We start from the raw sequence: 24,446 nt of genomic DNA, 5'->3' as shown, positions 1-24,446 counted from the left end.
TAAGTTATGAGATTAAAGAATATACTATTTACGATAGCTGCCACGACATGGCTATTCTCTTCTTGCTCAGAGGAGACATTGGTTGACGGACCTGTTATAAGTGGAGGAGAGGAGGCTACGATATCGGCTACTTTGTCCATAAATAGTGTGGAGACAAAGGCTGCTGCGAACTATGAATTTCCACAGGATGATGCCGAAAAGAAAATCAATAACTATGTGATAGCGGTTTTTGATCCGGAAAAAGCGAATGTGGTTGGTTTAAGCTATGGTGAGCCGGATGCGAAGGAATCGTTTGAGGTAGAAGTCGTGGCTAAATGTTACGGGGAAAAACAGCCGATATTGACACTCGTTAATTTGCCGAGTGTTCAATGGGAAGCTTGTAAGGCTTATACGACATATCAGCAATTCAAGGATTTGGCGGTAGAGCAAGCAGGAAGTTTCAAATCCTCTGAATTGATAAAAATCGCGGAACAGTCTGAAACTCTAAATAAAGGTCAAATCAATAAATTTGATATCAAAGTGGATCAGTTGGTTGCACGCATTGATGTTTCGTGGAAATTTTCTGCTGGAGAAGAAGCTTCTTTCGATGTTTCCTCATTTAAAATAACAGGGATCAACCCGGAGTCAGACGTGGTTTTACCTGCGGGAGGCACCGTTTGTACGAATAGTAAAAAGAATAAATCAATGACTAGCTCATGGGATAAAACGGAGGAAGGCTGTATCAGCAGCTTCTCTTTTTATACTTATGAGAAAGCTACTGAAGGTTCTCCTATTGTAATCGAGATAACAGGCGTGTTAAAGGAAAGCGCTATGGATGAGGGGATGGCTCGGACTTTTAAGTATGAGTTGAATCCGGTGCGAAAGGCTGGAGTGTGTGAAACTACCGGTCTGGTTCATGGAAACTTATATAAGTTAGCAGGAACATTTGATTTGAAAGAGCGCAATATGAAATGGGCTTATAGTATAGTAGATTGGGTACCAAGAACGACGGATGTGAATGTGGAGAAAGGAAATTATTTGTTAGTTACGCCGTTGAAGATTACGATGCCGAATAAGATTACTGATGATAATAGTATATTTTACCAATCATCTTCGGCTATTAGCATTTCTTCAGATGAAATAAAAGTTTATATCCTGAAAAATAATCAGCAGGAACCAGTTGTAAATATACAGGGCATAAGTATTCAAGATATAGGTGATGGAATAAAAGGTAATATAAAAGTTATTAGTCCAATACCTGTGAATTTTTTACCTCGTGTCATAGAGTTTGTGGTCAGAAATAATAATGGGCTATCGGAGAAAGTGAGAATAATACAGTATCCACCATTGTTCTTATCTGCCCGTACTACTAAAGAATCTGTTTCTGGTAGTTTGAATAATAAGTCTATGTACATAGTAAATGTTTTAGTAGCTAATTTGAGTGATATATCTAGTACAATTATAAAAAATGGAAGTGAAACAGATAAAGCTGATTTTAACAAATTGAGTCAACAATACGTGAACTATCTAAAGCAGACAGTTGTGATAGGCTATCCTGCAATCTCAGGAGAAGGGAATACTGTGGATAGTGATGACAATAATCGTTTAATGTCTCCTCGATTTATGTTGGCATCTCATGCCGGTACTACTTCGAAAATGTCTTATACTGACGCTGTCGAACATTGTCGTGGTTATTCGGAGAGAGAGAAATCTGGTACTTCATATGTTACTCATAATGACTGGCGGCTTCCAACTCTTGCTGAGCTCTATATGATTGATTATTTGCAGAATGTACAAGGCTCTGGTTTCGATATGATTTTAACTGGAAGATTTTATTGGAGTTCCAGAAGATCAGAAGCAGTCCAAATGATGGATGCAACTACTAATAACCAATCGTCTACCTCAAAGGCTGCTACGGTACGTTGTGTTAGAGATGTCAAGGATGGTGAGATGTAAAGATTTTTATAGAATATAAAAACATAAGGAAAATGAAAAATTTAATATACATATTCTCAGTAATGTTTCTGGCATTATTCTCTTGTCAAGAGGATATATTGGAGCAATCAATAGAGAATAAAGATAGCGGTGATTTTGCTGTAGTCAATTTCTCATTGACTGTACCGGATTATTCTGTGAAAACAAAAACAGCGGCAGATGGCGTGAGTAGTTTATCTTTAATGACTTTTGATGAGGAGAACGTTTTCCTTGGAAAGGTAGATGTCTCTGCGGATTTGACAAGTGGAACTGCTAGGGTTCCAAAAGCGACTAAGTATATTCACTTTATTTGTAATTATAATTGGAGTGGATTTAACGAAGAAGCAAATAAAGGAAAAAACGAAGGAGAGGTTATAGCCCCTTTGGTAACAGGTGAGCTTGCTTTTTGGGGAAGGGCAGAAGTTTCTGATTTTAACCAAACGGTCAGTGTAAGTTTGTTGCGTAATTACGCAAAGGTAACGGTAGGTGTCGATGCAGGCGTGCAGGGCTTCACTATAGGAGGATATGGTGTGTATCACTATGCATCAAAAGGAACGGTGGCACCCTATAATGAGAACGGTGATAACACTTTTGACCGTAATGATAATGAGGTTTTGACTTTGCCGGTTTCTATGAAATATTCGGAAGGTTCAGACTTTGATACGAATGAAAAATATCTGTTCGAATCCCCTAACACAAGTGATAATACTACCTATGTGATCATTCAAAATGGCTCTAATGGCAGATATTACAAAATACATCTATTAAATTCAGAGAAGAAAGCTTATAAGATTGAACGAAATTTCAACTATAGTATTATAATCAAAGGATTTACAGGCGGAAGCAATAGTGGTGCCGAATCATTGGAGGATGCGAAGAAGAGCGCTCCTTCTAATGACTTGTATGCGGAGATATTGAAAGAATCCCCAATTATTTCAGACGCGAATGGAAATCGTTTGGTAGTGGATAAACTGATTCATCTATTTACATCATCTTCAAATTTAAGTGTACAAGCCAATTACTATCCCAATGGATTGTCTACGGCAAATAATACGGACATGAACGTTTCCATATTGGAAGATCAGGGAAATATCTTATCGAACTTGAATATAACGAACGGGTTAATAACTGCGAAGGTCGCTCATGTGGAAAAGGGAAGTCAAACGGCGAAGATTCGAGTGAGCAAAGGTGTTTTGTCCCGGGAGATAACTGTCATTGCTTCTGAGATGTATACATTTAATCCATATACGCCCCTAATCTATTATGCGGGCAAAGATCAGAAAATCGACTTGTCATTCACTATTCCTTCAGACTATCCGAGTTTCCCGGTAGAGTGTAAGATTCATGCTACGAAACTTTATCCCGTGGGTGATGATCAGAATATGTTGATCGTATATGAGGATAATACGTATTATTATATCTATGAAGCCGTGTCTTCTGGTCCTCAAACCGTGTCGTTTAAAACGAGTGTCGATAATAGTAATGGAATTGTAACTATAGAAAATGAGAATTTTCAGACAGCTAATATAAATGTAAAGAGCACGAAGGATTTCCCGATAAATGGATCTGCATCATATTATCGTAATAATTGGGGGTGGAACTGGGGCTCTGTAGGTAAGAATTCGCAGATTTCATACGCTATCGATGGAGGAAAATCTGGAAATATATCAATCATGGATGATGAGGGTAGTTATTCTATGGCAAGCTCTATTTTGGAGAAAGTTGACGATAATGCGACAATAACGTTCTCTTATAAAAATAGTAAAGATTATACGGTCTCGATGTCTGTAAGTGATTACAAGAAGAATCCGAATATCAATTTATTACCGGCAATGACTGGTTCTATAGAATATGGATATTATTGGGGGTGGAGCTGGGAGAGTGAGGGATATCCTCCTACTGTAAGTTGTTTGAATGGTAGCATGTCTTGTAGCAATGGAAAGTATACTTATACGTATTACGGTAATCCCAGCAAGGGTATGACAGTTAATATTACATATAATAAAAACGGAAATACCTATAGAGCTAATCCTTCCATAGAAGATTTAGCCGAAGGTTCTGATATTCGATTGGCAAGATAATGGGTTCCCATCCATCATGTGAATGACGGATGCGGGGAGCGTGCAGCACACAATGGATTGAATTTGTTTTACACGTAGGCTGCACCTCCTCCCCGGCCCTTTACCTCATATAGCATTCGTGCTTTATCGATGCCATTCATTCCGTAAGGAGATGGGCGGCATCGCTTTCTTCATTTTAACTTACTTGCCCCATGCAGTTAACTTGCTTTGGTCTGATATCAAAGGTTCTTGTGTAAAAAATTGCACAACCCTTTGTTTATTAAAAAAAAGGCTCTATCTTTGCAGCCCGAATAAGTATGCGAATAATAATAAATAATATAGAAAGATGAAAAGAACATTCCAACCTTCCAACAGAAAAAGAAAGAACAAGCATGGCTTCCGTTCAAGAATGGCTACCGCTAATGGCCGTAGAGTATTAGCTTCTCGTCGTGCTAAAGGCAGAGCTAAATTAACGGTATCTGACGAATACAACGGATAATTAGTCACGTTCTAAAGATTTATAAAGAAAGTAGAGGTTTTTTCCTAAAAAGCCTTTACTTTCTTTGTTTTTGTAGTATTGCTCTGGTGGATATTGGTCTATATGCCGTTTTTTTTCTACTTTTGAACCGCCTACAAATACATACGTGAAATGAGTAACTTTTTTGTAAAACTGATAAAGAATCCGTTTGTCATCAATCTCTTGTTGGTGATAGTCGTGTCGTGCGGCGTTGTTTATGGCGTGCTGGCGTGGCTGGATTCTTATACCCGCCATAATCAAGCGGTGGTCGTTCCGGACGTGAAAGGAATGAAGCTAGAGGACGCCGCCGAGTTTTTCGGGAATAATAAGCTACGCTATAACGTGATCGATTCCGTATTCTCGAAAGATGTGGCTCCGGGCTCCATCGTGGAGTTGGTTCCCGGTGTCGGATCGAAGGTGAAAGAGGGGCGGATCGTCTTTGTTACGATTAACGCGTTGACCTCCCAGATGGCCGTGATACCGGAGGTGGAAGACTTATCTTTCCGTCAGGCGTATGCCTTGCTGCGGGCCCGTGGCTTCTCGTCGGTCGAGATAGAGTATGTGCCGGGCGATTATAAAGATTTGGCGATGGGGGTGGAGTTAAACGGGCGTACCTTGCTCAAAGGGGAACATGTACCGTTGACCGCTCATCTGGTATTGAAAGTAAGCAGTGGCGATCCGAATATGCTTCCCGACTCATTGGCTTTGGATAGTATTCCGGTAGAACCATTGGATAGTGATATAGAAAACTGGTTTTAAGGGAATGGACGAGTTTTTGGACGATATGGATGATGAACAGGTAGACGACCTGTTGATGCCGGAAGAAGACGAAACATCGTCGAGCCAGATGTATGAGCATTTCCGTTTCGTAGCGGACAAGGGGCAATCCCTGCTCCGGGTGGATAAGTTCTTGGTAGACCGTATGATGGGCGCTACCCGTAACCGCATCCAATTGGCGGCTGAGGCGGGTTGTATCTTGGTGAACGATAAGCCGGTGAAAAGTAATTACCGGGTGAAACCTTTGGATGTGGTTTCTGTCGTGATGGATCGCCCACGCCGGGAACTGGAGATTATCCCCGAAGATATCCCTTTGAATATAGTATATGAGGACGATGATTTGCTGGTGGTGAATAAGCCGGCAGGCTTGGTCGTACATCCCGGTCACGGTAATTATACCGGTACGTTGGTGAATGCCTTGGCTTATTATTTGAAGGATGATCCCTATTATGATCCTTCCGATCCTCGTTTAGGCTTGGTACACCGTATCGATAAGGATACGTCGGGCTTATTGGTGGTGGCTAAACGCCCGGAGGCCAAGAGTAACCTAAGCCTGCAGTTCTTCAACAAGACAACCAAACGTAAATACCGTGCCTTGGTATGGGGCATCGTTCAAGAGGATGAGGGGCGTATCGAGGGAAATATCGGCCGTGACCCTCGTGACCGTATGCAAATGACCGTCTTCCCGGAAGGCGATCAGGGCAAGACCGCCGTCACCCATTATACCGTATTGGAACGCTTGGGCTACGTGAGCTTGGTGGAGTGCCGTCTGGAGACGGGGCGCACGCACCAGATCCGTGTACATATGAAATATATCGGTCATACGCTTTTCAACGATGAGCGGTATGGCGGACATGAGATCCTGAAAGGAACAACTTTTACTAAATATAAACAGTTCGTGCAAAACTGTTTCGCTATTTGTCCACGTCAGGCCTTGCATGCTAAGACGTTGGGGTTCGTTCATCCTACTACGGGAGAGGAGATGTTTTTCGATTCCGAGATTCCTTCCGATATGCAGCAGCTGATCGACAGATGGCGTGTATACGCGAACACTAAAGAATTATAAAAATGAAAAAGAACATCGCTATCGTAGCAGGGGGAGATTCCTCCGAGATCGTTATTTCATTAAAAAGTGCGGACGGAATCTACTCTTTTATTGATAAAGACAAATATAATTTATATATTGCCATCGTTAAGAGGGATGAGTGGGCGGTTATACTTCCTAGCGGGGAACATACACCAATTGATAAGAATGATTTTAGCTTCAAGGAGAATGGCGTGGCGAGGCATTTTGACTTCGCTTATATAACGATACACGGTACTCCGGGCGAGGACGGACGTCTGCAAGGATATTTCGATATGATCGGTATGCCTTACTCGTCTTGCGGGATGCTGGTGAGCGCTTTGACATTCAATAAATACGTATGCAATCATTACTTGAAAGACTTTGGTGTAAAAATTGCCGCATCCATTCATTTATTCAAGGGAGAGACTATTACGGACGAAGAAGTCGTGACTCGTTTGGGTTTGCCTATTTTCGTGAAACCAAACGATGGGGGTAGTAGTTTTGGCGTGACGAAGGTGAAAGAGGTCTCCGCTATCCAGCCCGCTATCGCTAAGGCGTTTGGGGAAGGACGTGAGGTGATTCTTGAGAGCTTTATCGATGGAACGGAAGTGACATGCGGTTGCTATAAGGTGGAGGGTAAAGAGGTTGTCTTTCCTTTGACCGAAGTGGTTACGGATAACGAATTCTTCGATTTCGACGCAAAGTATAACGGGCAGGTGGACGAGATCACTCCGGCCCGTATCTCCGCCGAGTTGACGGAGTTGATACAGCGCAAGACATCAAGGATCTACGATATATTGGGCGCCAAAGGACTGATTCGTGTGGATTATATTATTCCGGCAGACGGGGAGCCTGTCTTACTGGAAATAAACACGACACCGGGAATGACGGCTACCAGCTTTATCCCACAGCAAGTACGTGCGGCGGGATTGGATATAAAGGATGTCATGACAGACATTATTGAAGACGAACTCAAAAACAGAAAAACAAAATGAATAGATATGGATACAGAAACAGTTTCCCCTAATTTCGACGACATCCGTCCGCTGAACAACAGTGAGGTGAAGGACGCGATTGAAAAATTGGTCGCCAATGAGGATTTCGAGCGGGCTTTACGTTACATAAAGCCGAATTTGAATTGGGAGGAATTCTCAGTTGCCATGCGTGCTTGCAAGACGAAGGAGGAGTTTAAATCTACTCTGGCCTATGACGCTGTAATGACGGTGGCGAAAAATACTACTTTCTCGCTTACTATCTCAGGGCGTAGCCGTCTGCCGAAAGATAAGGCGGCCTGTACGTTTATCTCGAACCATAGGGATATCGTATTGGATGCCTCCTTCTTGAATGTCATGTTATATGATGTGGGGTATGGTATGACGCAGGTCGCTATCGGCGACAATCTTTTAATCCGTCCGTGGATCGAGACATTGGTACGCTTGAACAATAGCTTTATTGTGAAGCGTGGTGTTTCTGTTCGTCAGATGTTGGAGGTCAGCAAGACGCTTTCCGCCTATATCCATCATGCGATCAAGAATGTGAACGAGTCTGTATGGATCGCCCAGCGTGAGGGACGTGCCAAGGACTCGGACGATCGTACGCAGGGTAGCGTATTGAAGATGTTGAGTATCGGCGGCGATAAGGATAATCTGTTGTTGAATTTGATGGACTTGAATATCGTACCGGTCGCTATCTCCTACGAGTTTGATCCTTGCGATTTCTTGAAGGCGAAAGAATTCCAGATGAAGCGGGATGATCCGGATTACGTGAAATGTCAGCGGGATGATTTGTTGAGTATGGAAACGGGTATCCTGAATAATAAGGGTCGTGTCCACTTCACGATCACTTCCCCGATCAATGATTCCTTGGCTAAACTGGACAAGGATATGGAGAAGAATGAGCTGGTAAGCGCTATTGCGTCCGTTATTGACCGGGAGATCTATAAGAACTATCGTTTCTATCCGTGCAATTACGTGGCGTATGACTTACTGAACGGCACTCGTCGTTTCCAAGAACATTATGGTCCGAAGGATAAGAAGCAATTCGAGGAATACTTGCAAGGACAATTGGATAAGATCGTCCTTCCGAACAAGGATGAGGCGTTCTTACGTAAGAAGATCTTAGAGATGTACTCCAATCCGCTGAAAAATTATCTGACAACTTTATAAGCGGCCTTTATCGGCTATGCGTAGCGGTTCGTACTTGATCCGCCCTTGATCCCCTCTTTCCGGCGAGCATGCCACCTTCGGGTGGCAGCCGCCGGAAAGGAGGGATTATCTTTTTTGCAGGAATTCGTCCAAGGATTCCTCTTTCTGCAATCCAAGTTTCTTGCGGATACGGCTGCGTCCGGAGTTGACGCTGGGACGGGAGATGCCCAAGGCCAACGAGATCTCGTCCGTGCTCTGCTTCAGGTAGATCAGCATGCAGAGCAGTTCGTCGGATTTGGTCAGTTCCGGGAAGTCCTTACGCAAGCCGGGCAGGAAGCGAGGGTACAGGGCAGCGAAGGATTGGCGGAACCGCAACTCGTCCTCGCCGCTCAGCAAGGAGGGGTTGAGCTTCTGGCGTACGCTGTCGATCACCTCGTTATGGGCGGCTTGCTCCAGCTCGGCGCTCAGTCGCTCATTGCGGCGGTTCAGTTCTTGTTGGGTAGCGAGGAGATTATCCAGTCGTTGACGCTGGATCTCCCGCTCACGTTGGTGAAGCCGGCGACGTTGGAGTGCGTAGACAATGATCCCGGTCAGCAGGCAAATGGCTAGGATCAGGATGACGCGCGTATAAACGAGCGAACGTTCCTTCAAGGCCACTTCGGCGGATAAGGCCCGATTCTCCTGCTCCTTCCGTCCGGTCTCGTAGCGTACGTTGGCACCAATGGCGTACCGCTGCTTCTCCGCCAGTTGCAACGAGTCGTGTATCTCCTTGTATTGCGGGTAGATCTCGGCCATCTTGTCTCCCTTCTTCTGTTCGGCGTAAAGGTTGAGCAAATGCCGTCCGGTCCAATCCATCATATCGTTCGCCTCATATTTCTTGTAGAGAGCGTAGGCCTCTTCCATCAGGGGGAAGCCTTTTTCCGGCTTTCCGTTGCGTACGAGGCAGGCCCCCAGCATGAATTTGAAAAGATCTTGATACCCCGCGGAGATCGCGTCTTCCTCTTCTATTAATTCCTTGTACCCTTCGAGGGCGGCAGGGATAGAGTCGGGCACATATTCGTAGTAATAATTGTAAAGTATGTTTTTGGCGGCGAGGACATAGGCGTTCTCTTTCAGCTCCTCCCCTCTCTTTAAGGCCTGCCGTGCGTAATATAAGGTAGAGTCGTGCTGTTCCAGCTCCCAGAATATCCCGGCTTTCATCCGGTAGAGGTCGCTGATGGTAAAACTATCCAACTGGAGGGAGTAGTCGATGGAGCGTGAGATGGCCTCCATAGCCTTGTCGTACAATCCGAGGTCGCTATAGGTGGAGGAGAGGTCGGCGAAGGTGTAGACGAAACCCCGGTTGAGCTTCTCGGGGTGGGCTACGCACCAGTCCATGGCTTCCTGTATGACTTCCACCTCTTTTTCCCGCATTCCCTTGCGGCGGTAATAATGGCCGAGGGTAGAGAGCAGGTCGGCCGGATCGTCGGCGGCATCGGGGTGGAGGCGATAGACGGCGACTGCCCTTTCTTGCACACGGATCGCATCCGAAGGGTCGCGGCGGAATTTATAGAGCGTGTTGGCTACCGCTTGGGCGATACGGATCTCTAGCCACGGGTCGTCGGAGGGGGGAAGGGCGGCGAGGCTGTCGGCGAGGTGCAAGGCCTCCTCCCGGTTGTCGCGGTCGTTGAGCTGCCGGAGTATCTCCTTGGTATCGGGCGGAAGCTGCCGGGAGAGGAAGCCGTCCGCGGGAGGCGTGTCGTGCCGGCAAGCGAGGGTGGCTAGCGAGAGGAGGGTGGCTAGCAGGAAATGCGTGATGTCTCTCATCTGCGTAGGATTTTATGGTTTATCGCGAATATACGCCGTTTTTCATGGAAAATAGCGTGTCCCGGGGTATAAATCGATTGAATCATCTATTGGTTTTTTATCCGTCCGAAGGCCCGGCGGCGTACCTTTGACTTGTCCGTACCACCGGTGCCCCGAGCGGCGTGTCAATTAAATTGATGATCGCATTTCGTGCGGATAAGGCCGTTGTTGAGGACTTGTTGAGCGGATTGCTCAAAAAAGAATTCGTCGTATAAGGATAGGAATGGTTTCCTTTGAGAAACAAAAACGAAGTAGTAATGGAAGGGTCATACTTACGGATTTTGATGATGTGCGGGATGCTGGCGCTCCTCCTCTGCGGGGGCTGCTGGGTGTTCGCATGGAAGCATCTGCGCCGGCGGATCGACGAGCGGTTCGACGTACTGTCGGAACACTTGGAGCGTCACGCCGCCGAGTGCCCGATACGGAAGGAGCACCTGCTGGCCTCGTGCCTTCCCGCCGATCCGGAGCGAAAAGGGAACGGATCGTTCCACCGATCGTTCCGGGCATCGTATCCGGGTTTCCTGCCGACGCTTAGGGAGCGGGTGCCGGGGATCACGCCGGCGGAGGAAACGCTTTGCATGCTGATCAAGATGAACCTGAGCAACCGGGAGATCGCCGACAAGATGTCTATCTCCATCGGAAGCTTGCACACCACCCGCTACCGGCTGAAACAGAAGATGCCGCCGGAGGCCGCCAAGGGCATGGACGAATGGGTACGGGCGATCGAATAGGGTCATGGGGAGGCGAACTCCCTACATTATAATATAGAGTATACACCTTTATCTAAGAAGAATCAGTATGAGAAGAGAATCTTTATTTTTCGGTATTTTGACGCTGGTGGTGTCGGCCTTCCTCACGGGATGTTCCGACGACGACACGGAAGTGTACGTCCCCCAGCGTGTGGCGGAGTTCAACCTCTCCGACGAGTCGGACGGCAACCGGCTGTTCATCATCCATCCGTGGGAGGGCGAGATCGCCATCCCGGTGCACGATGATCGTATCCGCGACTTCGAGTTCAGCGGCAAGTATTTCGATTGGGAGATGAGGCAGGGGGCCGAGAGCCGCTTCCTCGTGCTCAACCTCAAGAAGGAGGTGGAGCGTAAGCCTTTCCTCGAGAAGATTGCCCTGCGGGGGATCGCCAGCAAGTCGGGGGAGGCGGCGACGGACACGCTCTTCCTCGTGTCGCAACCCAAGCTGGAAAGCTCAGCGTCGGATAACGCCCCGAGCTATATGCACAACGTGGGCAAGACGGTGAACACGGCGGGCGATATCTTCGCCGCCCCTAGCGAGCCTTTCCTAGATTTCGACCTGATGTACGGCACGGAGGCTTTCGTGAAGACCCCCCACGCCGAGTCGTGGGGACGGGAACGCTCCGGCGTGGACTACGAGGAGATGGTGGACAACATGTGGCAGGAGCTCGGCATCTCGGTGAGCAGCCTCGGCTTCACGAACCAAGGCGCTCCTACGCCTACGAGGTCGAAACTCTTCTCCGGCTCCTTCGACCAGCGGTTCCAGCATAACCAGACCTCGTCCAACCGCTTCGAGTATCACGTGGACGTGCATGTCAAGCCGATGGTGGAGCTGCATATGGCCACCGCCATCTATACCTCCGCCAGCAATCCCGACGTCTTCCTGCCGTTCCTCACCACGACCGCCTCGCGCTTGCTGAACGAAACCAATAGCGACCTCTACAAGCGATACGGCAACACGCAGAAGGGCATCTACGATCTATACGACACCTACGGCACCCACGTGCTGGTGGGCGGTGTCTTCGGCGGGAGCTATACCTATATCTACAGCCGGAAGGAGAACCTCTATTACGACGAGACGGTGTTCGCCGCCGAGGCGGAGCTTTCCGCCAAGTCGTCGTCGCCGGCGGGAGAGAACGAGAACTGGCTCCAGACCTACTACCGCGTGATGGGTACCCACGGCGGCAAGATCGGCGCCGGGGGCGGCTATACGAAGTCGGAGCTGAACGAGCATATGTCCGAGGAGAGCATCATGATCATCACCGGCGGCAACGCCTCCGTGGACTTCGAGAGCTGGGACAAGTCCATCGCCGACGAGAACAGCAACCTCCACCTCGTAAGCTACGGCCCGAGGGGCGATACCACCCGTTGCTTCCTGGTCCCCCTGTATTACCTGACGAAGAACTACGCGCGGCAAGATGCGCTGAAGAAATATCTGGACTCCTACGTGGAGGCGCGTTCGAAGCTGGCCAAGAAACCGCAGCTGATCCTGGCCGACTTCATGATGCGTACCGGGAAGGACAATCACGGGGATCCCGCCGGACAACGTGTCTTCACCGGGCCGGACGGCAAGGAACGCATCTACAGTCCGTTGGTGCTGAATACCAAGGGACCGAACGACTCGCGGATCGGCAAGATGCTCGATACCTCGGCCCACGAGTACCTCGACGTGGGGGATAACGCCGACCAGCTCTGGTGGGTAGCCCTCGACTTCAAGGACGAGTGCCGCCCCATCTACCACATGCGCTTCATGAAGGAGGACGACGCCCGCAAGCACGGCTTCGAACCGCGGGGGCAGGATGCCGAATCGGGAATGATGTGGGACGCGATCGATAACCATTACGTTTGCTTGAAGTTCTCGCCCGACGACAGCCATAAGGAACCGGTCACCGGCGTGGGCATCGCCCGCAAGGGGAAGAGCGATGACCTATACTACGTGATCGCCACCTCGCCCGGTACCGACATGACGCTTCCTTACTCCATCGACGAGCAATTCCCGGCCTATTGGGGAAGCAAGGAGTATAAATTGAAGAGCGAGAACCCGCCGTACCGCTTCGGGGTGGACCAAGAGAACGACCTCAACGAGGGCGACAGCTGGTTCGGCCGGAACAAGGCGACCAACCATAAGCAATGGATCTTCCCGGTCTACACCACCAAGGCATTGGACTGGCCGATCCGGTTTACGAAAGCGACGGACTAGCGAAATGCCTCGGAAACGATCCCTACGACCGTAGCCATCCCTCCCGAGGCCTCCGGAGCGATGCCGACAGCCGTAGCGGTCCCTCCCGAGACCTCCGGAGCGATCCCTACGATCGTAGCGGCCCTTTCCGGGGCCTCGGGAGAGATTTCGACACCCGTAGGCATTGTTTGATAGAAAAATATATGATTATCAAAGGGATTATCCTGCATTTGTAGGAAACCTTACGTCTGTGGACAAGAGGAAAGTATTAACGAAAAAACAACAAACAGTATGAGTTTAGCGAAACAAATCGGATCGGTATCGAAGACCGCATTGACCAACGCCGGCCACATGAACATGAACAACGAGATCTACGCCCGTATCTTGGATACGACCGTGGCCGCCCTCCATCTGGAGGCCCTCGCCCCGGGTTACAAGGAATGCATCGACCGGGAGGCGGAGTGCGTGAACCGCGTCACCAAGAGCGCCTCCACCGCCCAGCTGGAGGCGAAAGACAAGGAGCGTGACAAGACCCTCCAGTTCATCTACTCCATGAACGGCTCCTATAAGGTATGCCCCGACGAGACCCTGCGTACCCCCGCCCTGCTGGTAGACAGCGTGCTGCGGGCCTACGACAAGATCTACGCCAAGGCCTACGCCGAGGAGACCGCCCTGATCGACGGCCTGCTGCTCGACCTCGCCAAGGCTGACGTATCGGAAGCCCTCAAGACCCTCCACCTCGACACCTACGTGGCCCAGTTGAAAACCTTGAACGATGCCTACAAGGCTCTCGACATCACCCGCACCGACGAGTACTCCGCCCGTGTGAAGACCGATACCACCAAGGCCCGCAAGGCGACCGACGAGACCCTCGACCTCATCATCCAGCGTGTCAACGCCTACGCCGTACTTGAGCCTACCGAGGCCATCAACGCCTTCATCGACACCGTGAACCAGATCTTCCGCAAGTATAAGAACCTCATCGCCGCCAAGGGAGGCCCCACCAGCCCCTCCAAGTCCGACGACAAGCCTTATCCCACACCCGACCCTGCGCCCGACCCCGAGAACCCCGGCGGCGATAGCGAGAGCCCGGACGAGATCTGAGCCTAGCAAATTGTCAAACACTTAAAATCGAATCCATATGAACGAATTTTATCTTTCTAGAAAGATATCCGCGCGGCTCTCCCTCCGGGCCGCCGTGCGGATGTTCTGTATCCTGACGCTGGCCCTATGGGGGCCGGCAATGGCAGGAGCGCAAGCGCAGCCACAGCCGCTTGACGTGGCTAGTACTAGTATTACTGATAAACTAACCCTCACCTATAAACCGAAAACCGCCGGCTCGACCGATTACGCTTGGTTTTACAAGATCGGGACTAATGGCACCGACACCGAGTTCTCCGGTACGCTGACGGGCACGAACGCAAACTGGCAGCAGGGCGCGATCAATATCAAAAGCGAGAAAGCGATAGCCGACGCGAATAATCTTGACAGCTACCCGATCCTAAAATTGGATGGGCTAAACCTGACCTCCACTACTGCCGACGGCTCATTATTTTATCTGGAGGGCAGTAAACCGTTCTGTATCCAAGCGACAGGCAACTCTGCCAGTAACCTGAAAGCGAAAAAGGATGTGATTAATAACTACCAAGGATGCATCCTGCTTCTGGATGGTGGCACCGCCGGATTGAATATCGCCGCGGAAGGAACTGGATCATATGGAATATATCTGTACTCTACTAGTTCTGCTATAAATACCACCATCAAAGGCAAGATAACTGTCACGGCGGAAGCTGTTGCTGTGTTTCTAGACAATTGGGGTGCTTTCTCGGCTACCGAAGACGCGAAAGTAACGGTTTCTTCGGAAGATAAAGATGGAGACGCAATTTATGGAAGCTCTAGAGTGAAATCCCCCTTCCTCCAATGGCAGTTCGCCACCGCCCCAACGAGTGGCCAGACGCTCGAGGTGAAAGACGCCAGCGGCCAATCGTTCGATCCCGTTATCCAATTCACCACCGACGGTAAAAAGAAGGGTTTCGCCATCAACGTCACAAAGAACACCGGCTACACCCTTTGGCTGGGCAACGAACAACTGATGGATTCGAAAGGAACAACCGTCTTTACGGCAACGGAAGATAAATTAGTCTCCTTCTCAGGCATGACGACTCTCCCCGCCGACTGGCCCGAGTACGCCAAATTAGCCAATGTCGGCCCGACTGGCACCGATGTCGCCGTCTCCGGCACTACCTACACCGTCAAGACCGCCTGCGGCCTCGCGTGGATCGCTTGGGTGACGAATAACGGGAAGACAATCGCCGATGCCGATAAAACCTATACCGATTCCTATCCCGCCTCCGAGGGCTTCAAGGACTGTACGGTTACGCTTGCGGACGATATCTCGCTGGCGAAACCTGCCCAAGGCGTGGCGAGCGGCTTCGAGGCTAATTGGATACCGATAGGGACTTATAAAGGCTTCGATGCACGTTACTACTTTCAAGGCACCTTCGATGGTGGCGGCCATACGATTACCGGAATGACGATCTCCTCGGCCTCGTTTTACTATATCGGCCTTTTCGGTTATCTGTATGGAGCGACCGTGCGGAATCTGACGATGGCAGGATCTGACAATATTAATTTGACAACTATTGCTAATGCTCAAGACACCGCTTACTATCTTGGCTGCGTGGCAGGTTATGTAAAGAATGGAAAAATCATCAATTGCCATAATCAATGCAAGGTTAGTTTTTCTGTGACCGGCAATTCTGGGTCTCTCGGTGGAATTGCCGGTTACTCTGAAGGTTCGGTGATTAGCGCTTGTTCAAACAGGGGAGCTGTCACTATGACCGGAAAGATGGGTCGTGGTGGTGGAATCGTAGCGACTAATAATGGCTCTTCTATCGTTTCCTGCTTCAATACGGAGGATATCCGTGTTACTGCTACCGGTTCTGGTTCTAGCGATGCCGCGTATGCGGGCGGTATCGGAGCCTATAGTAGCGGTAATTGTAGCATATCGCACTGCTATTCGACAGGGTGGATAATCGCTAAATCTTCCGCTGCTAATGCTTATTCCGGCGGCATTGCCGGACTATCTGAGAAAACGACGATTGAATCTTGTTTTGCCACAGGCGCTGTTTCTGCAGGATCAAACAGCGACAGCCGGATAGCTGCCGCAGGTGGTATTGTGGGGCAAGCTTTTGCTGGAAACATTAATATAACGATAAAGAATTGCCTCGCCTTAACTACCGCCGGCGTGAAAGCCTTAGGAAATACGTCGGATAAACAGGCCGGTCGGATTCTCGGATCTGATTCACCTACTAATAAAGTTACCCTTCTCGACAACTACGCCAGCACCATGATCCAACTGACGATAGGAGATAATACGCCAGCCGTCCCTACCGATAACATAGGTAGCGATAAGGCAAACGGTGCCGACACTTACCTCGATGATGTCGCCGCCGAGATCGCCGCTTGGGCAGGCCCCGAAAATACACAAGCCTTCACCGCCATCGGTACCGCCGAGAACGGCCTGCTCCCGCAACTGAAAGCTATTGCCGGCTATGGCGCTGACGGTCTGCCTACAGCTTACGCGAGTACTATTATCCCCGGCCAGTCCGGCTTGTCGTCTGCCTCCTATCTGAGGTCCTTGTTGTCACTGCCCTTGTCTTCTAGCGATACGATGACCTTCATGCTCTTCTACTCCAACAACAAATGGAGTTATAAAAAGGGAGCCGGAACGGAGACCCGTTTCAACGGCAAAATATCGTCACCCCCAGGCCCTTCCGCCAACAAGCTCATCGTCGCCACCGCTACCGGCAACCCGACGCTGACGTTGAATTACGTAACGATACGCCCGACCGACGGTGCTGCCTTGACCGTCAACGAAGGTTGCGATCTGACAATTGCGCAGACCGGTTCGATCCTCGGCTCGTCCGGTGCCTCTACCTTGATCAATAAAGGCACCTTGAGGCTGTCGGGCAGCAGCTTCCGCATTGAAAACAGCAGCTCGTCCGATATGCATTACTGCCTCGATAACTCTGGCACCTTCAGCGTGCTTGATCCGGTAAATGGCTATACCACTTTCCATTGTGCCCACACCGCTATCCATAACACCGGTACCCTTACCAATGCTTGGATGGAATGTCTGTTCACGGATGAGGCGGGAGATGCTGGCGCTACGATAAGGTTTCTGCCTCGCTCATCCCAGCCCATCGAAGTAAAACGCTACAACAAGACCTTAGCCACTACCGTTACGGCGGGCGAGGAGTATAAGCTCTGGGAGATGAAAGCTAGTACGTTTATCCCGCAGAAAGGCCTCGATAGCGAAGGCACGGCAATCGATCGCTTCCCTGCTCCCGAGGCGGATGGTAGGGTAACGACCTTTACGGAGGTGAGTGATTGGAAAGAGGTCGAGATCTCCGGCAATCAGAATCTCTCCGAGGCCGGCCTGTCACAGAGTGTCATCGTTAAATCCGATGGCGTGCTTACCGTCGATAGCGAGAATGCGTCCGTCTTTGAGTTGACATTGGAGGAGGGTGCGCAGGTCGTGACAACGAATGCGCTGAAGGTGTCCAAGACTTTCAAAACCAACCGTTCGCTGAATAACAAATGGACGACCTTCGGTAGCCCTATCGAATTGACAGCCTCTGCGGAATATGGTAGTGGGCTAATCCTTTATGCCGCCACCGGCTACACCGCTAAGGAGGCCGTTGCCCAAGGTTGGGAAGAGGTCTCTGTCCTTTACGGGAAAAGGGTCGATCTCACCGCCGGTAGCCCCTATCTGTTGGCCGCCGACGCAGCCTTGACTCGGGTAACCTTTAGCCAAACAGCCTCCGACGCGCCGATCGAGATACCGGCTACGGCTACGGTCGCTTCCGGCGATGCCCTCGAGAACGGCGTGTTCCTCTTCCGGACGAACCCGAATCTCGCCAACCTTACGCTCCGTGGTATCTACGTGCTCAATGCCGAGGGTACCCGCTTCGACCTTCAGGAGGCGGATTATGTGCTGAAGCCTTTCGAGGCATACATCACCGCCAATGCCGTCACCCGCTCGCTGGTTCGTAGCGTGGGTGTGTGCGATGGCTCCGTGGTGACCGCCAACGAGATCGCTACCGCTACCGCCGCTGTCCGTATCTGGGCCGCCGACGGTGCGCTGCATGTCTATTCCGGGGAGGCCGCCGCGCTTACCGTGGTACGCTCCGACGGACGTACCGTCTACGCCGCCTCTATCGTCCCCGGCGATACCCGCTTGGCTTTGCCTTCCGGTATTTACATGGTTCGAATCAATAACATCACTTATAAAATAGCGCTTTGATATGAAACAATATACTAGTTTATGGCTCGTATGCCTGCTGGCGGTCTTCTCGATGACCGCCCGGGCGCAGGAAGGGATCGAGACGAAGGCCCGTCCCGACTACCCCGCTCTTCCTTTCATGTTGACTTTCGAGGCTCCCGCGGAAGGATCTGCCTCCTTATCGATCTCGGCGGACGGTGAGACCCTCACATCCCCTACGACCTTGCATTCCGGCACCGAGGTGACGATTACCGTCACCCCCGCCGACGGCTACCGAATGGCTTCCGGTTACCCGAAGGTTTACCGCACGGGTACGCCCTCCGAAACGGTACCGGCTACGTTTAAGCCCGATGCCAGTAGCGGTATCGCCTACCTCTACACCTTCACCATGCCGGACTTCCCGGTCACGGTAGAGGTGGAGTACGAGAAGATCCAGTCCACCGTCACCTTCGCCAACCCGGCGAACGGTACGCTTACCTTGAGTACCGCCGATGCTCCGGGTAGTTCGATTGTTTCCGGCGGCGAGGTCGCCTCCGGTACGAAGGTGACGATTGCCGCCACCCCCAACAAAGGCTACCAAATGGTGTTCGGCTCCTTGAAGGTATCCGGGAAGGTCGGGGATAAAACCAATACTGTTCCGTTGCAGAAAGAGAAAGATGGTACGACCTACTTCTTGATGCCGGCCTATACGGTGGAGGCTGAGGTGAAATTTGAGCCTATCCTCGTGGCTCTGTCCTCGGAAGCCCGTTTGAGTTCCCTATCGTATAAGGAAGGAAGTGGGGAGGTTACCCCGCTTCCCGGTTTTCTTGCCTCTACGATGAAATATGAGGTGCTGCTCCCAAATTCCACCCAGAAATCGGCTACCCTCACCTTATCCGGCCAGCTGGTCGATGCGAAGGCTGAGCTGCTCGTGAATGGATCGCCTGTTTCCGTAGAACCGACAGGATCGTTCACGGCTACCGTATCGCTCGAGAGTGGATCGGCCAAGGCTACCTTGGTCGTTACCGCCGAGGATGGACAGACCAAGCGTACGTATGAGGTAAACTTCACGGTACTTCCCGAGTCGGAATATTACGTCAAGATCCTGCAGCCGGAAGGCGGTACGATCTCCGTTTCTTATACAAAAGAGGGTAAGGAAGTGAGCGTGAAATCCGGTGATGCCGTACCCGTTGGTACTGAGTTGAGCTTGGCACATACGGCCTTGCCAAAGTACGAATTCGTGAGTTACAAAGTGAATGATGACCCGCTAGCATCTGGGAATATTACCGTCTCCGGTACCGACGACTTGACGATAACCGCTACCTTTAAGCTGCAATCTCCCGTAATCCCGGAAGAGATCGGTACGCCAGCCGTTCCCAAGGAAAAGGAAGGGCAGGAGGGAACGAATGTTCCAACGGATGATAACCCGATCGTGATCATCCCCGATGCCGTATCCCTGCCATCGGATACGGAACTCTCCAGCCTCCGCTTGGTGAAGGAAGATATAGAAGACCCAGCGAAAAAGGCTGAGATTGAAGAGAAAGCGGAAGCTGCCGCCCAAGATGCGGGTATCGCTCCTGATGCCCCGAAGATCGTGATGGAAGTGACCTTGGTTAAGGTGACGACCACGATTTCCGCTACCGACGCATCCACCACTACCGCCGTAACTCCCGTGCAGCCCTCCGATATCGTGACGGTACGTATCCCGTATCCGGAAGGCGTAAATAAAACCCAACATGATATCGTGATTATCCACCTCCGCTCGGACGGCGTGGTAGACGTGTATTCCGAGGGTAATAACAATTTGACATTAGAGGATGATTATATGGAGATCTCCGTTGCCAGCTTCAGCCCGTTCGTGGTAAGCTATACGCCCAAATCTGGGCCGGTGGATCCCGATTATCCTGACACACCCGACACCCCGGATACCCCGGATGTCCCGACATCGAATGCCTCGGTAGAGGGAGGCATAGCGGTTTGGACCTCTGCCAACGCCCTCCATATCCGTGCGGATCGTCCGGCTGAGGCATGGGTTGTCGGCCTGTCGGGTGCTAGTCGTGCCCGGTTCGCGGTCGTTCCCGGCGAGACAAGACACGCTCTTCCCGCGGGAGTCTATCTTGTCCGGATAGCCGACCAGACCTATAAGGTACGGATACGGAACTAAGCGTTGTTTGTTTGACGTGAGAGGGATGCCCTTGTTTCTCCTTGGGGAGAGCGGGGCATCCCTTCTTTTTTGTGGATATGTTTCTTAACATACATATCCGTAATCAATTGGTTAGCCGCAAATGTTTATCTTTGAGCTATCCCGATGTAAACGCTTACAATATGACAGTCATTTAAACTCAATTATAGTATGAAACCGGAAGATTACATTACCAGAGAGGAGAAGTATGGTGCCCACAACTATCATCCCCTGCCGGTCGTTCTCAGAAGAGGCGAAGGCGTGTTCGTGTGGGACGTGGAAGGAAAACGTTATTTTGATTTCTTGTCTGGCTATTCTGCCTTGAGCCAAGGACATTGCCATCCTAAGATCGTGAAGGCCCTGATGGAGCAGGCGGAGAAGCTTACGCTCGTATCCCGTGCCTTTCATGCGGATATACTGGGTGAGTACATGGAATTTACCTGTAAGTTCTTCGGATATGATAAGCTCTTGCCGATGAATACGGGGGCCGAAGCGGTAGAGACGGCCTTGAAGCTTTGCCGCCGTTGGGGATACCGTCGGAAAGGGGTCGCCCCGGAGCGTGCGAAGATCGTGGTTTGTAGCGAGAATTTCCACGGACGTACGATCACGATTATCTCCATGAGCACCGATCCTAGTTCCTACGCCGATTTCGGCCCTTATACGCCCGGATTTATAAAGATACCCTATAATAATGTGGATGCGTTGGCCGAGGCCCTGAAAGATCCTGATGTAGTAGGCTTCTTGGTGGAACCGATCCAAGGTGAGGCTGGGGTAGTGGTGCCCGACGATGGTTATCTGCGGGCTTGCTATGATCTTTGTCATCAAAAGAATGTGTTGTTTATCGCGGACGAGATACAGACGGGTATCGGCCGTACCGGTAAGTTATTGGCTTGCGATTACGAGGGGATTCGTCCGGATATCTTGATCTTGGGAAAGGCGTTGTCCGGTGGGGTCAGTCCGGTCTCGGCGGTATTGGCGGACGATGAGATCATGCTTACGATCGCTCCGGGAGAGCACGGTTCTACGTATGGTGGAAATCCGTTGGCGGCGAAAGTCGCTATCGCAGCCTTGGAGGTGGTACGTGACGAGCATTTGTCGGAGAATGCGTTTAAGATGGGTGAATTGTTCCGTAGCGAGATCGAGAAGATCGATAATCCGATGATTAAGAAAGTACGGGGTAAGGGCTTGCTGAACGCTGTCGTGACGGAACCTAAAGATGGGAAGACGGCATGGGACATCTGTTTGGCGTTGAAGGAAAACGGTTTGATAGCCAAGCCTACCCACGATCATATCATCCGCTTCACGCCTCCTTTGGTGATTACGGAGGAGCAAATGATGGAAGCGATTGGCATTATACGAGATACGTTCGCTAAATTCTAGTGTATGAAGATAAATGTAATAGGTGTTCCCTTGAATCTGGGATGTGACCGGGCTGGCGTAGAGCGTGCCCCGAACCACCTTCGGGAACGGGGATTGATGGGGGTGATCCGGAAGAACGGGCATAAAGCCTTTGACTTGGGTAATTTGTATGTACCCCCTGTTAGCGAGGCGGATAAGTTCGTACGGGGTAACAGCATGAAATATCTGGATGCGATCGTGGAGGTGAATACAAATCTGGCGGAGTTGGTTTATGATACATTGCGTGGAGGAGCGTTCCCCTTGGTGATTGGCGGGGATCATTCGCTGGGTTTAGGTAGCGCCTCGGGCGTGGGTAAATGTTATGATGATTTCGGCATTATCTGGCTGGACGCTCATGGGGATATCAATACCAGCGAGACTTCTCCCAGTGGTAATATCCACGGGATGCCTTTGAGTGCGTTGATGGGGATGGGAAGCGAGGAACTGGTGAATATCTACGCTCCCGGGAATAAGGTGAATCCGCAGAACGTATTCTTGGTCGGGACCCGCAGTCTGGATGAGGGCGAGTGGGATTTGATCGAGCGGGAGAAGCTGAGTGTCTATACGATGGAGACGATCCATCTGAAAGGCATCGGCTTCGTAGCTGAGGATATCAAGCGGAAATTGAAGGAACGGAAGATCCGCAACGTGCATTTCAGCATAGACGTGGATAGCATAGACCCCCGTTTCGCTCCGGGCACGGGAACCCGTGTGTGTGAGGGACTGATGCCGGATGAGTTTAATAACTTCGTGGATCATATGTTGTCTACGAATCTGGTTAAGTCGATGGATTTGGTAGAGCTGAATCCGGAACTGGACGTGAACGAGCAGACCACAAACCTTTGTCTGCAGATCATTGATTATATTACCGCCCGTCTATAAGGAATCTAAATTCCATGGTTTATGATAAGAGTGTGAAAAGGAAGTCCCCTTGTTCCGGTTAAGACCGGATACGAGGGGACTTGAAAATACGATATGTCTATTGGTTTATTTCATTCTTCGGATATTGGCGTAATTGAAGCTATCGCTCAAGAAATCGTCCTCGCTGAATTTATAGCCTTGCGGTCCCCAGTTGCCCATAGCGAGCATGGCGATCATCTTCATCGGGTTGAAACCGCTCATATCGCCGCCGGCGGCCGCTAGAGGAACGGACTCCATCAGCTTGCGCATGGAATGTGGATAATTCTCGTTGATCACCATGTTGCGGTATAAGGCAAGGATTCCATCTCCTTGCTCCTTACGGTTCCAAGTCAGTATATATGTACCGTCGTTGGCTTCCGCCTTGGCTTGGAGATCGGGCAGTTTGGCGGAGTTGGCGTCCGCTATGATAAAGGTTACGAAACCTTCCTTGTCCACTTTAGGCATTTCCTCGTCATAAATAGAGGCATACGAGTAGGTCTCGGCTGACCCAAGGCATATGGACCAGTATCGTACATCGGCGGTGGCGTATTCGCTTACGCTTTTAGGAGCCGTAGGAGGGATGAAACGGAAAGTAGCTACCTCCCCTTCGTTCAGTTTGATGCGGGCGAATAGGTATTCTGCCGGGCTGTTCGGGTACATTAGGCTCAGCGGGGCACGCATGAACGGGAGTTGCGGCAGGTCGGCGGAGAAATCCATCGGCGGCAAGTTCAACGATTCGTGGATGTTGCAGACCTCACGCTTCAGGAAATCTACTTCCTCACCTGTAGTCACGTCGAAAGCTTGGATAGCAGGCATGTCCACGCCGCCATACTCATCGCCGCTATATTGTTTCGCCAAGTAAAGACGCATGAAAATGGAGACCATATTGACATCCTCCGGGAACTCACATACGTTCTTCATCGAGGCACGTGCGCTGGCGGGGGTGTTAGCGGGAATGATGTAAATCGTATAGCCATTTGCTCCGTAGTCATCTGTTTCCTTTACATAAGGGTTGATGGAGCTGTCGTCGGGTTGGATATTTACGTCTTCAATGCTGGATACGTCTATTTGGGTCTCGTCGTTATAAACCGTGAAGTTGAAGAAGCGTGACTTCGGGAACTTTCCAGTCAAACGAAGGCCGATGTTTGGATTATCTTTGTAAGAATAGGTGTATTCCCAATAATCGGCATAGATATCAGGAAAGGCCAGTAGGGTTTGATTGTCGCCTCGAAGCGTCTTGCCCCATTGTTCCTTGGGTTCCGGGTTGTTGATTTGAGGGGTATTCTCATCATCGTCGTCGCAAGCGGTGAACATACCCACAGTAAGGGCTACCAACATTAAGTAAAAAATCTTCTTCATGATTCTGTTCGTTAATTAATCTGTTTGTTATTAAAATGAGAGCGCAAAAGT

Annotated in this window: 17 protein-coding genes; 14 read left to right on the top strand and 3 right to left on the bottom strand. The window is 50.3% G+C overall.

Annotated elements, in window-relative coordinates; genetic code table 11:
• Positions 1 to 6: 6 nt before the first annotated feature.
• The 7 genes from DW033_RS12660 to DW033_RS12630 all read left to right on the top strand — a co-directional run bounded on the left by DW033_RS12660 (position 7) and on the right by DW033_RS12630 (position 8,538).
• A complete protein-coding gene (locus tag DW033_RS12660; protein WP_122382799.1) occupies positions 7 to 1,935 on the top strand; it encodes a fimbrial protein in 1,929 nt (642 codons plus the stop codon).
• Positions 1,936 to 1,967: 32 nt separating this feature from the next.
• Complete coding sequence (locus tag DW033_RS12655; RefSeq protein ID WP_147423678.1) at positions 1,968 to 4,034, top strand: FimB/Mfa2 family fimbrial subunit; 2,067 nt, start codon at positions 1,968 to 1,970, stop codon at positions 4,032 to 4,034.
• A 325-nt stretch (positions 4,035 to 4,359) separates the two neighbouring features.
• On the top strand, positions 4,360 to 4,512 hold the full coding sequence (rpmH, locus tag DW033_RS12650) for a 50S ribosomal protein L34 (RefSeq protein WP_005633099.1): 153 nt from the start codon (positions 4,360 to 4,362) through the stop codon (positions 4,510 to 4,512).
• Between the two features lie 150 nt (positions 4,513 to 4,662).
• Positions 4,663 to 5,289, top strand: a complete 627-nt coding sequence (locus DW033_RS12645; protein WP_005861027.1) for a PASTA domain-containing protein — start codon at positions 4,663 to 4,665, stop codon at positions 5,287 to 5,289.
• A gap of 4 nt (positions 5,290 to 5,293) precedes the next feature.
• A complete protein-coding gene (locus tag DW033_RS12640; RefSeq protein WP_122382797.1) occupies positions 5,294 to 6,373 on the top strand; it encodes an RluA family pseudouridine synthase in 1,080 nt (359 codons plus the stop codon).
• Positions 6,374 to 6,375: 2 nt separating this feature from the next.
• Positions 6,376 to 7,368, top strand: a complete 993-nt coding sequence (locus DW033_RS12635; protein WP_122382796.1) for a D-alanine--D-alanine ligase — start codon at positions 6,376 to 6,378, stop codon at positions 7,366 to 7,368.
• A gap of 6 nt (positions 7,369 to 7,374) precedes the next feature.
• The gene (locus tag DW033_RS12630; RefSeq protein WP_009018407.1) at positions 7,375 to 8,538 is read left to right on the top strand and encodes a 1-acyl-sn-glycerol-3-phosphate acyltransferase; all 1,164 of its coding nucleotides are present in this window, start codon (positions 7,375 to 7,377) and stop codon (positions 8,536 to 8,538) included.
• A gap of 105 nt (positions 8,539 to 8,643) precedes the next feature.
• Here DW033_RS12630 and DW033_RS12625 read toward each other — a convergent pair whose 3' ends face one another.
• Positions 8,644 to 10,158 carry a hypothetical protein gene (locus tag DW033_RS12625; protein WP_233554200.1) on the bottom strand — a complete coding sequence of 505 codons (1,515 nt, stop codon included), beginning with the start codon at positions 10,156 to 10,158 and terminating at the stop codon, positions 8,644 to 8,646.
• A 461-nt stretch (positions 10,159 to 10,619) separates the two neighbouring features.
• Between DW033_RS12625 and DW033_RS12620 the strand changes: the two genes are divergently transcribed.
• Complete coding sequence (locus tag DW033_RS12620; RefSeq protein WP_005866615.1) at positions 10,620 to 11,093, top strand: helix-turn-helix transcriptional regulator; 474 nt, start codon at positions 10,620 to 10,622, stop codon at positions 11,091 to 11,093.
• Between the two features lie 67 nt (positions 11,094 to 11,160).
• Positions 11,161 to 13,311, top strand: a complete 2,151-nt coding sequence (locus tag DW033_RS12615) for an MAC/perforin domain-containing protein (RefSeq protein WP_122382794.1) — start codon at positions 11,161 to 11,163, stop codon at positions 13,309 to 13,311.
• Here the strand turns inward: DW033_RS12615 and DW033_RS24380 are convergent.
• Positions 13,308 to 13,475, bottom strand: coding sequence for a hypothetical protein (locus DW033_RS24380; protein ID WP_233554198.1), 168 nt, complete (start codon positions 13,473 to 13,475; stop codon positions 13,308 to 13,310). The genes DW033_RS12615 and DW033_RS24380 overlap by 4 nt on opposite strands.
• A gap of 106 nt (positions 13,476 to 13,581) precedes the next feature.
• Here DW033_RS24380 and DW033_RS12610 point away from each other — a divergent pair, with 106 nt between their 5' ends.
• The 5 genes from DW033_RS12610 to rocF all read left to right on the top strand — a co-directional run bounded on the left by DW033_RS12610 (position 13,582) and on the right by rocF (position 23,018).
• Positions 13,582 to 14,394, top strand: a complete 813-nt coding sequence (locus DW033_RS12610) for a DUF6261 family protein (protein ID WP_122368916.1) — start codon at positions 13,582 to 13,584, stop codon at positions 14,392 to 14,394.
• A gap of 37 nt (positions 14,395 to 14,431) precedes the next feature.
• The gene (locus DW033_RS12605) at positions 14,432 to 18,598 is read left to right on the top strand and encodes a hypothetical protein (RefSeq protein WP_122382793.1); all 4,167 of its coding nucleotides are present in this window, start codon (positions 14,432 to 14,434) and stop codon (positions 18,596 to 18,598) included.
• A gap of 1 nt (position 18,599) precedes the next feature.
• Entirely contained in the window at positions 18,600 to 20,720 is a 2,121-nt protein-coding gene (locus tag DW033_RS12600) for a cadherin-like beta sandwich domain-containing protein (RefSeq protein ID WP_048927894.1), read from the top strand.
• 189 nt (positions 20,721 to 20,909) lie between these two features.
• Positions 20,910 to 22,118 carry an ornithine--oxo-acid transaminase gene (gene rocD / locus DW033_RS12595; protein WP_048927895.1) on the top strand — a complete coding sequence of 403 codons (1,209 nt, stop codon included), beginning with the start codon at positions 20,910 to 20,912 and terminating at the stop codon, positions 22,116 to 22,118.
• Between the two features lie 3 nt (positions 22,119 to 22,121).
• Complete coding sequence (rocF, locus tag DW033_RS12590) at positions 22,122 to 23,018, top strand: arginase (protein WP_005861034.1); 897 nt, start codon at positions 22,122 to 22,124, stop codon at positions 23,016 to 23,018.
• 105 nt (positions 23,019 to 23,123) lie between these two features.
• Here the strand turns inward: rocF and DW033_RS12585 are convergent, their stop codons facing one another.
• Positions 23,124 to 24,395, bottom strand: coding sequence for a hypothetical protein (locus DW033_RS12585; protein ID WP_048927896.1), 1,272 nt, complete (start codon positions 24,393 to 24,395; stop codon positions 23,124 to 23,126).
• Positions 24,396 to 24,446 lie beyond the last annotated feature (51 nt).

The sequence above is a fragment of the Parabacteroides sp. AF39-10AC genome (assembly GCF_003635405.1).
Classification (GTDB): Bacteria; Bacteroidota; Bacteroidia; order Bacteroidales; family Tannerellaceae; genus Parabacteroides; species Parabacteroides distasonis.
The sequence above is the reverse complement of the archived record's forward strand: the minus strand, read 5'-3'. Positions and strand labels throughout refer to the sequence as shown.